Origin of the sequence: Pseudonocardia broussonetiae (assembly GCF_013155125.1) — a bacterium.
In the GTDB taxonomy this organism is placed as follows: Bacteria; Actinomycetota; Actinomycetes; order Mycobacteriales; family Pseudonocardiaceae; genus Pseudonocardia; species Pseudonocardia broussonetiae.
The window spans coordinates 2,822,139-2,835,129 of the sequence record NZ_CP053564.1; the positions used below are offsets into that span (position 1 = coordinate 2,822,139).

At 75.7% G+C, this 12,991-nt stretch carries 13 protein-coding genes; 4 read left to right on the forward strand and 9 right to left on the reverse strand.

The genetic code is table 11. The annotated features are described in order from the left end of the window. Positions 1-33: 33 nt before the first annotated feature. Positions 34-543, forward strand: coding sequence for a peptide-methionine (S)-S-oxide reductase MsrA (msrA, locus tag HOP40_RS14155; RefSeq protein WP_172158610.1), 510 nt, complete (start codon positions 34-36; stop codon positions 541-543). Positions 544-546: 3 nt separating this feature from the next. Here the strand turns inward: msrA and HOP40_RS14160 are convergent, their stop codons facing one another. From HOP40_RS14160 to HOP40_RS14170, 3 genes are all read right to left on the reverse strand, one after another. Next, the gene (locus HOP40_RS14160) at positions 547-918 is read right to left on the reverse strand and encodes a hypothetical protein (RefSeq protein ID WP_172158613.1); all 372 of its coding nucleotides are present in this window, start codon (positions 916-918) and stop codon (positions 547-549) included. Further along, positions 915-2,243 carry an O-antigen ligase family protein gene (locus HOP40_RS14165; RefSeq protein ID WP_172158615.1) on the reverse strand — a complete coding sequence of 443 codons (1,329 nt, stop codon included), beginning with the start codon at positions 2,241-2,243 and terminating at the stop codon, positions 915-917. The genes HOP40_RS14160 and HOP40_RS14165 overlap by 4 nt, the downstream gene beginning before the upstream one ends. Positions 2,244-2,486: 243 nt before the next feature. Further along, on the reverse strand, positions 2,487-2,891 hold the full coding sequence (locus HOP40_RS14170; protein ID WP_172158618.1) for a VOC family protein: 405 nt from the start codon (positions 2,889-2,891) through the stop codon (positions 2,487-2,489). 130 nt (positions 2,892-3,021) lie between these two features. Here HOP40_RS14170 and HOP40_RS14175 point away from each other — a divergent pair, with 130 nt between their 5' ends. Both HOP40_RS14175 and katG read left to right on the forward strand, forming a co-directional pair. Then, complete coding sequence (locus HOP40_RS14175) at positions 3,022-3,477, forward strand: Fur family transcriptional regulator (protein ID WP_172158621.1); 456 nt, start codon at positions 3,022-3,024, stop codon at positions 3,475-3,477. Positions 3,478-3,520: 43 nt separating this feature from the next. Next, complete coding sequence (gene katG / locus HOP40_RS14180) at positions 3,521-5,701, forward strand: catalase/peroxidase HPI (RefSeq protein WP_172168338.1); 2,181 nt, start codon at positions 3,521-3,523, stop codon at positions 5,699-5,701. 63 nt (positions 5,702-5,764) lie between these two features. On the opposite strand, the gene HOP40_RS14185 is transcribed toward katG, so the two are convergent. From HOP40_RS14185 to HOP40_RS36415, 3 genes are all read right to left on the reverse strand, one after another. Then, positions 5,765-6,331, reverse strand: a complete 567-nt coding sequence (locus tag HOP40_RS14185; protein WP_172158623.1) for a hypothetical protein — start codon at positions 6,329-6,331, stop codon at positions 5,765-5,767. Continuing rightward, positions 6,328-6,606 (reverse strand): hypothetical protein, encoded by a 279-nt coding sequence (locus HOP40_RS14190; protein WP_172158626.1) that lies wholly within the window; start codon positions 6,604-6,606, stop codon positions 6,328-6,330. Before HOP40_RS14190 ends, HOP40_RS14185 begins: the two co-directional genes overlap by 4 nt. Before the next feature lie 106 nt (positions 6,607-6,712). Then, positions 6,713-9,442 (reverse strand): helix-turn-helix transcriptional regulator, encoded by a 2,730-nt coding sequence (locus HOP40_RS36415; protein WP_172158629.1) that lies wholly within the window; start codon positions 9,440-9,442, stop codon positions 6,713-6,715. A gap of 51 nt (positions 9,443-9,493) precedes the next feature. Between HOP40_RS36415 and HOP40_RS14200 the strand changes: the two genes are divergently transcribed. After that, positions 9,494-10,120, forward strand: a complete 627-nt coding sequence (locus tag HOP40_RS14200; RefSeq protein ID WP_172158632.1) for a TetR/AcrR family transcriptional regulator — start codon at positions 9,494-9,496, stop codon at positions 10,118-10,120. Between the two features lie 19 nt (positions 10,121-10,139). Here HOP40_RS14200 and HOP40_RS14205 read toward each other — a convergent pair whose 3' ends face one another. Genes HOP40_RS14205 through HOP40_RS14215 form a run of 3 tightly spaced genes read right to left on the reverse strand, consistent with a single transcriptional unit; the run spans position 10,140 to position 12,903 of the window. After that, positions 10,140-11,378: a cytochrome P450 gene (locus HOP40_RS14205; RefSeq protein WP_172158635.1), complete on the reverse strand. Its 1,239-nt coding sequence runs from the start codon at positions 11,376-11,378 to the stop codon at positions 10,140-10,142. Beyond that, positions 11,375-12,505 carry a thiolase family protein gene (locus HOP40_RS14210; protein ID WP_172158638.1) on the reverse strand — a complete coding sequence of 377 codons (1,131 nt, stop codon included), beginning with the start codon at positions 12,503-12,505 and terminating at the stop codon, positions 11,375-11,377. Before HOP40_RS14210 ends, HOP40_RS14205 begins: the two co-directional genes overlap by 4 nt. Continuing rightward, entirely contained in the window at positions 12,502-12,903 is a 402-nt protein-coding gene (locus tag HOP40_RS14215; protein ID WP_172158647.1) for a Zn-ribbon domain-containing OB-fold protein, read from the reverse strand. Before HOP40_RS14215 ends, HOP40_RS14210 begins: the two co-directional genes overlap by 4 nt. Positions 12,904-12,991: the final 88 nt, after the last annotated feature.

Sequence of the window (12,991 nt, forward strand, 5' to 3'; positions counted from 1 at the left end):
TCCTTGAGCAACGACCTTTTGGAGGTTCGCACCATGACCGACACGGCCATCCTCGCGGGCGGGTGCTTCTGGGGTGCCCAGGAGCTGCTGCGCAAGCGTCCCGGCATCGTCTCGACCCGCGTCGGCTACTCCGGCGGCGACACCCCGAACGCGACCTACCGCAACCACGGCGACCACGCCGAGGCCGTCGAGGTCGTCTACGACCCCGACGTCATCTCCTACCGCGAGATCCTGGAGTTCTTCTTCCAGATCCACGACCCGTCGACGAAGGACCGCCAGGGCAACGACGTCGGCCGCAGCTACCGCTCGGCGATCTACTACACGAGCGACGAGCAGAAGCGGGTCGCCCTGGACACGATCGCCGACGTCGACGCCTCGGGCATCTGGCCCGGCCGCGTCACCACCGACGTCGCCCCCGCCGGCCCGTTCTGGGAGGCGGAGGAGGAGCACCAGGACTACCTGCAGAAGTACCCCTACGGCTACACCTGCCACTTCGTGCGGCCCGACTGGGTGCTGCCCCGCCGCGAGGCGACGGCCCGCTGACGGTCAGCAGCCGGCGCGGACCTCCCCGACGGGCGTCGTCACGCTCACGCACCGCGGCGCGCTCCACTGCGCCACCGGTGCGCTGACGGCGGCCACGGGGAGGCTCGCGCCGCCGACCGTGCCGGGCACGGTGACCACGACGCAGCCGGCCGGTGCGCTGGCCGACCCGACGCTGACCTGCACGCCCGGCACGGTCACGTCGACGCACCGGCCCGGCGCGCTGCTGCCGGCCACCGGGACGCTCGACGCCTGAACCGGCGTGGTCTCGTGGCCGACCAGCGACAGCGCGGTGGTGGCGCCGCCGGAGGTGGCCAGCACGGCGCCGACGGTGAGCACCAGCGCGCTCTCGGCAAGGGTCCTGCGAGCGGTCTTCACGGTTCCTCCGAGGGGTGTGGGGGTTGGGTGACGGCGCAGACCACCAGGAGCAGCGGCAGCACCGGGACGTGCCAGAGGAAGTCGGCGGTGCTGTGCACCGCGAAGGCGGCGACGAGCGCGAGCACGGGCGGCCCGGCGGCGCTGCGCCACCGGCGGGCTGCGCCGACCGCGAGGGCGCCCAGGGCCGCCACGGCGAGGGCGAGCCCGACCACGCCGGTCTCGGCCGCGGTCTGCAGGTACTCGTCGTGCGTGTACTGCGCCTGCACCAGCGTCCCGGTGTGGTCGACGTAGACCAGGTCGAGCCGTCCGGGGCCGGTGCCGGTGAGCGGTGAGGCCAGGAACTGCGCGGTCGTGACGCGGCGCAGGTCGTCGCGCTCGGCGGAGGTCGCCGACAGCCGGGTCGACGCGATCCCCGCGAGGGTGCTCGCCGGCACGGCGAGCGCGACGGCGGCGGCTACGGCGACCAGCAGGACCGCCATCGCGCGCCGGCGCAGGAACAGGATGCCCGTCCCGCACGCGAGACCGGCCAGCGCGGCCAGGGGCTGCGGCGCGGCGTCGGCGGGGAGAGCGGGCAGGAGCCCGGCGGCGGCGACCGCCACGGCCGGCGGCACCCGCCACAGCGGGCGCAGCCGGGCCCGGTGCGGGCCGGACGCGAGGAGCACCAGCACCCCGACGCCGAGCGTCACCAGCCCGGCCCGGCTCATCGTGGCCACCAGCCCGAGCAGCAGCACCGACACCGTGAGGAGCGTGGTCCGGCGGCGCGCGGGCAGGACGGTGACGGCGAGCAGCAGGGCCGCCACGAGGAAGGCCGCCGCCGCGTTGGCGTAGGTCAGCGTCGAGGACGCCCGCCACAGGCCCGACGACACCAGCGCCAGCGGCTCGACGTGCAGGGCGACACCGGCCCAGCCCGTCCCTGCGACGACGACCCCGCAGGCCAGGACCACGGCGTGCAGGACCCGGCGGCCGGTGGCGTCGAGGGCGGACGCGGTCCAGGCCGCCGCGGCGAGGCCGCAGAGCAGCGCCGCGGCGGGCACCCCGTCCACGACGTCGCCGTGCAGCAGGGCGAGCCCGACCGACCAGACGGCGAGGCCCAGCAGCGCCGCCACGCAGACCGCGACCGGCCGCGGCACCTCGCGCCGGACCCGGGCGCGCGCCACCGCTGCCACCGCGACCAGCAGCAGGACCGTCACGGCGTCGCCGGTGGGGAAGCCGCCGCGGCTGAGGACGCCGAACACGAGCGCGCTGCCCAGCCCGAGGACGAGCAGCCGGTCGCGCTGCGTCGTCCGGTTGCGCTGCGTCGTCGTCGTGACGTCCGTCGTGGTCATCGCTGCACCCCCCTGCCGGCGGCGCCAGTCTGCGACGGCGGCGGGGAGCGGGCGAGCGACCGCACCCGAACGTGTGGCGGCGCAAGGGGGAGGGCGGTGGACAACGGGTGACATCGCCGGGCGGCGGGCCGGGTTCCGCCCCTGCAGGCGGTCAGCGAGGGGTCATCGGCGGTGGCGGGCCGCTACCGTCCGTGACGGACGAGCGGGTGCCGCGCCGGCCGCGGACCCGCCCTCACCGGGTGGTCAGGTGCCGGGGGCGATGAAGAACTCGAGCGCGATGTTGTCGGGGTCGCGGAACGAGATGCCGCTGCCGTAGCTCGCCTTCTTGATGCCGCCGTGCTCGATGCCCAGCGCCGTCAGGCGGGCGGCCCACTGCTCCAGGGCGACGAAGCCCGGGAGGGCGAAGCCGATGTGGTCGAGGCCGGTGCGCCGCTCGTCGGCCGGCTCGCTGCTCTCCGCGCCCATGTGCGTGTGCAGGCCGAACAGCATGCCGCCGTCGAGCGCGAAGACCGTGTGGTGGAACGTGCCCGACTCCTCGTCCTCGTCCAGGACGGGCCCGGCGCCGAAGAGGTTCGTGTACCAGGCGGTGCTGCGCTCCAGGTCGGTCACGGTGATCGCGACGTGCTGGATGCCGGGGAAGGGCGCCACGGGGGCTCCTCGTCGTTGAGGCGGATGGGGGCTGCGCCGTCAGCATGAGCGAGCCGCCGCCGCCGGGGCAACCGCGGGCGCGGCGAGCACAATCTTGATTCATTCAAGGAAGTGCGCCATAGTTCGCCGCGTGCCCACGCCGACGGAACTCGAACGCCGGCTGCGGGCGGCCGCACTGCGCGTCACGCGCCAGCGGGTGGCGGTGCTCTCCGCCGTGCACGACCATCCGCACGCCGACACCGATTCGATCATCGGGGTCGTGCGGGAGCAGCACGGTGAGGTGTCGCACCAGGCCGTCTACGACGTCCTGCGGGTCCTCACCGACGCCGGCATCGTCCGGCGCATCCAACCGCGGGGTTCCCTCGCGCGCTACGAGTCGCGGGTCGACGACAACCACCACCACGTCGTCTGCCGTTCGTGCGGGGTGATCGCCGACGTCGACTGCGCCGCCGGTGCCACCCCCTGCCTCACCGCGTCCGACGACCACGGCTTCGAGATCGACGAGGCCGAGGTCGTCTACTGGGGCCTGTGCCCCGGCTGCTCCACGTCCCACCACCTTGATCAGGGAGAGAAGCCCCGTGTCTGACGACCAGGCCCAGGCGAACGACCACGAGACGGTCGAAGCCGACATGAACACCTCCGAGGCGGGAGGGTGCCCCGTGCACTCGGGCCGCCTCGGACACCCCACCGAGGGCGCGGGCAACACCGACTGGTGGCCGAACCAGCTCAACCTGAAGATCCTGCGCAAGCACACGAAGGCGTCCGACCCGATGGACGGCGACTTCGACTACGCGGAGGCGTTCGCGAGCCTCGACCTCGACGCGCTCGCGGCCGACGTCGACGCGGTCCTCACGACCTCGCAGGACTGGTGGCCCGCCGACTTCGGCCACTACGGCGGCTTCATGATCCGCATGGCGTGGCACAGCGCGGGCACCTACCGCGTCGAGGACGGCCGCGGCGGCGCGGGCGCGGGCATGCAGCGCTTCGCCCCGCTCAACAGCTGGCCGGACAACGGGAACCTGGACAAGGCCCGCCGCCTGCTGTGGCCGGTCAAGCAGAAGTACGGCAAGAAGGTCTCGTGGGCCGACCTCATGGTCTTCACGGGCAACCGCGCCCTGGAGACGATGGGCTTCACGACCTTCGGCTTCGCCGGCGGCCGCGCCGACGTGTGGGAGCCCGACGAGGACGTCTACTGGGGCCCGGAGCGCACCTGGCTGGGCGACGAGCGCTACACCGGTGACCGCGAGCTGGAGAAGCCGCTCGGCGCCGTCCAGATGGGCCTGATCTACGTCAACCCCGAGGGCCCCAACGCCAACCCCGACCCGCTCGGCTCGGCGCGCGACATCCGCGAGACCTTCGGCCGCATGGCGATGAACGACGAGGAGACCGTCGCGCTCATCGCCGGCGGGCACACCTTCGGCAAGACCCACGGTGCCGCCGACCCCGACCAGTACGTCGGTGCCGAGCCCGAGGGCGCGCCCATCGAGCAGCAGGGCTTCGGCTGGAAGCAGGGCTTCGGCTCCGGCACCGGCCGCGACACGATCACCTCCGGCCTCGAGGTCACCTGGACCGACGAGCCCACGAAGTGGACGAACAAGTACTTCGAGAACCTGTTCGGCTACGAGTACGAGGTCACCAAGAGCCCGGCGGGTGCCTGGCAGTGGGTCGCCAAGGACGGCACCGGGGACAACAAGATCCCGGACCCGGAGACCGGCGAGCTCAACCGGCCCGTCACGATGCTGACCAGCGACCTCGCGCTGCGCGTCGACCCGGTCTACGAGGCGATCTCGCGCCGCTTCCTGGAGAACCCGGACCAGTTCGCCGACGCGTTCGCCCGCGCCTGGTACAAGCTGACCCACCGCGACATGGGCCCGAAGGAGCGCTACCTCGGCCCGCTCGTCCCCGCGGAGGACCTGCTCTGGCAGGACCCGGTGCCCGCCCGCGGCGACTACACCCTGTCCGACGAGGACGTCGCCGCGCTCAAGGCGTCGATCCTGGAGTCGGGCCTCACGGTCTCGCAGCTCGTCTCGACCGCCTGGGCCTCGGCCTCGACGTTCCGGATCAGCGACAAGCGGGGCGGCGCCAACGGCGGCCGCATCCGCCTCGAGCCGCAGAGCACCTGGGAGGTCAACGGTCCCGACGAGCTCGCGCAGGTCGTGCGGGTGCTGGAGGGCGTGCAGTCGTCCTTCGGCAAGCCGGTGTCCTTCGCCGACCTCGTCGTCCTCGGTGGCGTCGCCGCCGTCGAGAAGGCGGCCCGCGACGCCGGGCACGCCGTGACCGTCCCGTTCACCCCGGGGCGCACCGACGCCACCCAGGAGCAGACCGACGTCGAGTCGTTCTCCTACCTGGAGCCGACCTCCGACGGCTTCCGCAACTACCGCGGCAAGGGCCACCGCCTCCCGGCGGAGTACCTGCTCGTCGACCGGGCCAACCTGCTGAGCCTGACCGCGCCGGAGCTCACGGTCCTCGTCGGCGGCCTGCGGGTCCTGGGCGCCAACGCCGGCGGCTCCACGGCCGGCGTGCTCACCGACGCGCCCGGCACGCTCACCAACGACTTCTTCGTGAACCTGCTGTCGATGGACACGCAGTGGTCGTCGGTCGCCGGTGACGACGACTCGTTCGAGGCGCGCGACGCCTCGGGCGCGGTGGTCTGGACCGGCACGCGCGCCGACCTGGTCTTCGGCTCGAACTCCGAGCTGCGGGCCGTGGCCGAGGTCTACGCCAGCGACGACGCGAAGGAGAAGTTCGTCCGCGACTTCGTCGCCGCGTTCGACAAGGTCATGAACCTCGACCGCTACGACGTCGCCTGATCCCACCACCACGCGGAACCGGCCCGGCCACCTCGGCCGGGCCGGTTCCGTGCGTCCGGGGGTCTACGCGGCGGTCGGGGCGCCGGCCCGCCGCACCGCCGTCGTCCCGGTGAGCACGGACACCGCGATGAGGACCCACAGCAGGCCCCAGACGGCGAGCGCCCACAGCCCGAGGGGGGCCGGCGGGCCGCCCGACACGATGATCGCCGGCATCATCACGAGGAACACGTAGGCGCCGAGCGCGAGCACCGTCCACCGGTGCCACCCGGTCAGCAGGCCGGTGCGGAGCACCGCGATCCCGGTCAGGACCAGACCGAGCCCGGTGAGGATCGGCCCGACGGCGAACAGGGCCAAGCTGAGGTCAGGGGCGCTCAGCAGCGTCCACTCGGCCACCGCGAGCGCCAGCTGCCCCAGCACGGCCAGCCCGACGCCGACGCGCGCGAGCACCCCGGAGCCGGCCAGCCCGCTCACGGCGACGGCCAGGAGCACGGCGAGCTCGCCCAGGTGCACCACGCCGCGGGCCAGGTACGACCACGCCGGGTCGGGCATCCCGAGCAGCAGCGCGAACGCGTAGAGGGCGCCCAGGCCGGCGAGCGCGGCCCCGACCGACGCCAGGGGACGCGCGTTCACGACGACGTCCGCGAGTCGACCGGCTCGAACGCCGTGACGTCGGCCGAGGCGTCGGGGCGCACCCCGGCCCGCTCGAACGCGGGGAACAGGCGCTCGGCGGCGAACCGGTCGGCGTCGGCGCGGGAGTCCCAGACGTCGACGACGACGAGCCGCCCGTCGGCGGTCCCGACGTGGTGGCCGAGCCGCCCGGGGACGGCGCCCGGCCCCAGCTCGTGCTCGACCCGCCGGTAGTCGGCGAGCCCTTCGGGCCCGCGGGTGATGTGGACGTAGGTCATCGGGTGCTCCTGGTGCCGCGTCGGGAGGTGACGCGCAGGACGTTAGGGACGCGCGGCCGCGGGGGCGCCGGGGGAAGTACTCAACCTGCTACTCATCTCCGTGCCCTCACGCCCGCTCCCCGCGGGCGACCACCCACGCCGCGACCTGGCTGCGGTTGGCGAAGCCGAGCTTGGTGAGGATGTGCTGGACGTGGTTGCCGACCGTCCGGGTCGACAGGACGAGCGCCTCGGCGATCTCCCGGTTCGACCGGCCCAGCGCCACGAGGTCGGCGATCTCCTGCTCGCGCGGCGTCAGCGGGCCCGAGCCGCCGCCCAGCAGGGCGTCGATGCGCCGGACCCACGGCGCCATCCCCATCCGCTGCGCGTCCGGGCGCACCCGGGCCAGCAGCGCCCGGGCCGCGTCGGGCTCGCGCCGGCGCAGGCGGACCGCGGCGAGCTCGCAGGCCGCCTCCACGGCGAACCCCGGTGCACCCATCCGCTCGCTCGTGGCCAGGGCGTCGGCGAGCAGCGCGGCGGCGTCGTCGAGGTCGCCCAGTGCGGCCGCGCACCGGCCCAGGACCAGGTCGACGGGGCCGAGGTAGCTCGCGGTGCCGCCCCCGCCCACGAGGTGCCCGGACCGCCGGCCCCGCAGCGCCGCCCGGAACCAGGCGACGTCGTCGGGGAGGTCGAGCAGGACGGCGACCCCGGCGCCGACGGCCAGCGCGGGCAGGAGGAAGTAGGGCGGGACGTCCCAGGTGCGGGGCGGCCCGGTGAGCCGGTAGAGGTGCGCGGCCTCGTCGAGCCGGCCGCTCTCGGCGAGCGCGAGGGCGGGGCCGAGCCGGCCGAACAACGCCGTGCGGACGTCGCCGGGATCCACGAACGTCCCGCCGGGCGGCCCGAACGTCTCCTCGGCGTACCCGCCGTGGTGCCCGATCGCCCCGAGCAGGGACAGGCGGCTGCCCATCGCGGCCGGGTGCCCGGTACCGGCCACGGCCCGGAACGCCTCGTCGCCCAGCTCGCGGGCCCGGTCGAGCTCGCCGCGCGCCTGCGCCAGCGCCGCCCGCACGACCGAGAGGTGCCAGGCCGCGAACGGGCTGCGCTGCTGCTCCACGCACCAGGCCAGCGCGGTGGCCTCGGTCGCGACCCGCGCCAGGTCGCCGTGCTCGAAGGCCACGTCGACCGCCCACAGCCGCCCCCACATCTCGACCGCGGGCCGGCGCAGCCGCTCCCCGAGCGCGGTCATGCGGGCGGCGAGGTCGGCCCGCACGGCGGTGTGGTCGGGGCCGCTGCAGGTCAGCTGCCGGGCGCGGAGGGCGGCGACGAGCGCGTCGCCGTCGCTGCCGCCGTCGCCGCCGGCCTCGGCCAGCTCCAGGGCCCGCGCCGCCGGCTCGACGGCCGCCGCGGTGTCGCCGCCGTACACGAGCGCCTCGGCCAGGCGGGCCAGCAGCCGTGCGCGCCGTGCGGGGCCGGCGTCCGGGTCGTCGAGGGCGCGCCGGCACCAGGTGCGGACGCTGCGGTCCCAGCTGCCGTCGCCGACGGCGTCCAGCGTCAGCGCCGCCTCCGCGACGAGGTCGAGGCGCCCCGCGTCCTCGGCCAGCGCCACGGCCTCCCGGCACGCGGCCAGCGCCTCGGCGAACCGGCCGGACGCGACCTGCGCCGCGCCGAGCCCGAGGAGCAGCCCCGCCCGCTCGCCGGCGGCGAGCGCGGGCCCGCCGCAGTGCAGGGCCGAGGCCCACAGCCGCGCCGCCTCCTCGTGGGCCAGCGCGCGGGTGGCGTCCTGCGCGGCGCGGCGCGCCCACGCGACGGCGGGCTCCCGCTCCCCGGTGACCGCGACGGCGGCCCAGTGGCGGGCGATGTCGGCCGACACCCGCGACAGGCCGTCGCGGTGCAGGTCCTCCAGGGCCCGCGCCGCGCGGATGTGCAGGACGACGGCCCGCTGCAGCGGCGTCGTCGCGTCCAGCGCGGTGCGCACCAGCCCGTGGGAGAAGCGGAACCGCCCGCCTCCCGCGTCGTGCAGCAGGCCCGCGGCCAGCGCGTCGCCGACGGCCGGCAGGCACGCCGACGTCGGGAGGTCGAGCAGCCGGGCGACGACGGTCAGCTCGAACTCCTCGGCGAGCAGCGCCGCCGCGCCGAGCAGCCGCTGGGCGTCGGGCGGGAGCCGCCGCACCCGTGCCGCGACGATCTCGCCGAGGTCCGCGCGGGCGGGTGCGGTGCCCGCGGCGATGAGCCGGCCGAGCTCGCGCAGGAACAGCGGGTTGCCGCCGCTCGCGCGGGTCGCCTCGCGCACCTCGGCGTCGGCGAGGTCGCGGCCCGCCGCCGCGCGCAGGACGTCGGCGACGGCGCCGTCGTCGAGGCCGCGCAGCACCAGCCGCTCGACGTCCGGCCCGGACAGCAGGTCGGGGCCGACCCGCTCCCAGCCCGGACCGGCCTCACCGGTGCGGCGCGTCGCGCAGCAGACCGTCGCGCCGCACGCCGGATCGCGCAGCAGTGTGCGCAGGGCGAGCAGCGAGGGCTCGTCCACCCACTGCACGTCGTCGACGACGAGCAGGCAGGCGCCGTCGCCGGCCAGGGCGTCGCGCAGGTCGGCGAACAGCGCGAACCGGTCGCCGTCGGGGTCGGGCACGACCTCGGGCACGAGCTGGCGCCACAGCCAGAACGGCGGCGCGCCCTCCTCGGCGCCCTGCGCCCACCGGACGCGGACCGGCGTCGCGTCGGCGAACTCCCGCACCAGGCTGGTCTTGCCGATCCCGCCCTCGCCCTCGACCACGACGAGCCGGGGCCGGGGGAGCGCGCGCGGGTCGGCGGCACCCCGCAGCGCGGCGAGCTCCGCGTCGCGGCCGAACAGCCTCTGCGGCACGGGTGGAGCCTACGATGCGGGAGCCCCCGCGCCCCCATCCCCGGAGTCGTCATGCCCCGTCCCAGCCGCTGGCCGGAGATCCTGCACGCCGCGGGGGAGGAGTTCCGCGACCACGGCTACGAGAACGCGACGCTGGAGGGCATCGGCGCGCGCGTCGGGATCCTCAAGGGCAGCATCTACAACTACGTCGGGGGCAAGGAGGAGCTGCTCCTCGCGGTCGTCGAGCAGCCCGCCCGGGCCCTGCTGGCCGAGCTGGACCGGCTGCGCCTGGACACCGGCAGCTCGGTCGCCGTGCGGCTGCGCGAGCTGATCCGGATGCAGGTGCGGATCTTCAGCGAGTGGTACCCGGCGGCGTTCGTGTACCTGCGCCACATCGGGCACATGGAGCAGTCGCCCAAGTTCGCCGAGTTCCGGGAGATGGACGCCCGGTACATGGCCGCCGTCGAGGGGCTGCTGGCCGAGGGCGCCGCGTCGGGCGAGTTCTCGCTGCCCGCCGAGCCGCGGACCGTCGCCCGGGCGCTGGTCGGGATGCTCGACTGGATGCAGCACTGGTTCACCCCGCGCGGCGAGGCCGCCGACCTCGAGCTCGCCGACGAGGTGTTCGCGCTGGCGCTGGGCGGGCTCGTCGCGGGCGGGAGCATGCGGGCGCTGGCGCGGTCGATGCCCCCGAACGCCTGACCCCGACCCCGGGGCCCGCTCAGGCGTCGAAGCGCACCGGGAACTCCCGCAGCCCCCGCGACAGCAGCACCGGGTGCCAGCGCTGCCCGTCGCCGTCGGGACGCAGCCCGGGCAGCCGCTCCAGGGCCCGCGGGATGGCGACGGACGCCTCCAGCCGGGCCAACGGGGCGCCCAGGCAGTAGTGCAGCCCGACGCCGAACCCCAGCTGGCGGCCCTGCCGGCGGGTGACGTCGAGGTCGTCGGGGTGGTCGAAGACGGCCGGGTCGCGGTTGGCCGAGGACGGGCACAGGAACACGCGGTCGCCGCGGCGCAGCGTGCGGCCGCGCAGCTCGACGTCGGCCGCCATCAGGCGCGCCACCGTCTTGGCCGGCCCGTCATAGCGCAGCAGCTCCTCGACCGTCCCGCCGACCAGCGACGGGTCGGCGTCGAGCAGGCGGCGCTGGTCGGGGTGGCGCAGCAGGGCCAGCAGGCCGTTGCCGATGAGGTTGGTGGTGGTCTCGTGCCCGGCGAACAGGAGCAGCACCCCGGTCGAGATGACCTCGTCGTGGCTCAGCGCGTCGTCGTCGTCGCGGGCGCTGATCAGCGCGGACAGCAGGTCGTCGGCGGGCTCGCGCTCGTGCGCGCGGACCAGGTCGGCGAGGTAGGCCGTCAGCTCGGCCATGCCGTTGGCCCCGGCGGCGTGCCGGTCGGCGTCGCCCATCCCGCCGAAGACCAGCCCGGTGATCTCGTCGGACCAGTCCTTGAAGCGGTCGCGGTCCTGGCGGGGCACCCCGAGCATCTCGGCGATCACCGACGCCGTGAGCGGGTAGGCGTAGTCGGCGACCAGGTCGGTGCGCCCCGAGCCGTCGGCGGTGGCGGCGTCGAGGAGCTCGTCGGTGATCGCGACGATCCGCGGGCGCATCCGCTCGACGGTGCGCGGGGTGAACGCCCGGCTCAGCAGCTTGCGCAGGCGGGTGTGGTCGGGCGGGTCCTTGAAGACCATCCAGTCCTCGAGGACGCCGAACGCCGCGCGCACGCCCGGGTCCGCGTCGGGACCCTCCAGCTTCGCGCGGCGGTAGGGCGAGATGCGGTCGGAGGAGAAGCGCTCGTCGCGCAGCGCGGCCGAGACGTCGTCGAAGCGGGTGACGAACCACGACCGGTAGCGCTCGCTCCAGTGCACCGGGTCGTGCTCGCGCAGGGCCGCGAGGAGCGGGTAGGGGTCCCGCACGGCGTCCTCGCCGAGCAGGTCGGCGCGGGTGAGGTCGACGGACGCGCTCACGGGGCCTCCAGGACGGCGACGACGCAGGCGTTGCCGTCGAGGACGGACACCCCGCCGCCCATCGTCTCCACCAGGCCCAGCCGGGCGCCCTCGACCTGCCGCCCGCCGGCCTCCCCGCGCAGCTGCCAGACGACCTCGGCGACCTGCGCGAGGCCGGTCGCGCCGAGCGGGTGGCCGCGGGAGAGCAGCCCGCCCGACGGGTTGACGGGGTGCGCGCCACCGAGCGCGGTGACGCCGGCCGCGGCGGCCTTCCCGCCGTCGCCGGGCGGCACGAGCCCGAGCGCCTCGGTCGTGACGATCTCGCCGATGGTGAAGGCGTCGTGCACCTCGGCGAGGTCGACGTCGCCGGCGGCGGCCAGCCCGGCGGCGGCGTAGGCGTCGGCGGCGGTGTCGCGCACGACGTCGTGGCCCCAGACGTGGGGGGAGCGGTGGTTCCACGGCGCGCCCGTGCGCAGCGCGATCCCGCGGACGCCCACCCCGCGCGAGCCGCGCTCGGCCGGGGCGAGCACGGCGGCCGCGGCGCCGTCGGAGGTCGGGCAGCACTGCAGCACCGTCAGCGGGTCGGCGATCATGCGGGAGGCGAGCACCTCGTCGACGGTGTAGCGCCCGGAGTACTGCGCGCGCGGGTTGTGCAGGGCGTGCGCGTGGTTCTTCACCGACACCGCGGCGAGCTGCTCGGGCGTGACGGCGCCCAGGTGCAGGTAGCGGGCGGCGGCCATCGCGTAGAGGGCCGGGAGCGCGAGGCCCGAGCGGCCCTCCGGATCGGTGGGCTCCGGCGTGATGGCCCCGGCGAACGCCGTGCTCATCTGCTCCAGCCCGAGCGCGAGCACGCGCCCGTAGCGGCCGGTGCGCACGGCCTCGTGCGCCTCGAGGAACGCCGTCGTGCCGCTCGCGCAGGCGTTCTCCACCGTGATCACCGGGATCCCGGTGACGCCCAGCGCCCGCAGCACGCGCTGCGCCACGCCGGCGGGGCCGAAGACGGTGCCCACCCAGACCGCGTCGACGCCCGTGACGGCGGCGTCGGCGAACGCCTCGCGCACGGCGTCCTCAGCCAGCGCGATGAGGTCGCGGCCGGGCTGGCGGCCGAAGTGGGAGGTGCCGACGCCGTGCACCGCGACCGCGTTCACGCGGGCACCCCGCTCGCGAGCAGCTCGACGCGGACGTCGCCGTCGGGGGAGGGCGGGACCAGGCGCACCCGGCCCCCGATCGGCGCCGCGTCCGGGGCCGGCCACGAGCCGTCGACGACGTGGGCCAGGACGCGGGGGCCGTCGTCGAGGTCGACGTAGGCGAGCGAGTAGGGCGGGACGCGGCCCGGGACCGGGATCCGCACGACCGTGGAGCTCCACACCACGCCCTCCGGGCCGAAGTCGGCGGGCTCGACCTCGCCGCGGCACGCCGGGCAGCGGGGCCAGTCGAACGCGGTGACCTCGGCGCACGACCGGCACCGGGCACCGGCGACGCGGCGGTGGCCGTCGGGGCCCGCCTGCACGCGGGGCCGCGGGTCGGCGGCACTCGGCTGGGTCACGGTTCCTCCAGGGGCGGTGATCGGCTCGGTTACCAAACCACGGGTCGGACACAGGGTGGCGGACGGTCCCCCCGATCGCAAGGGCGGC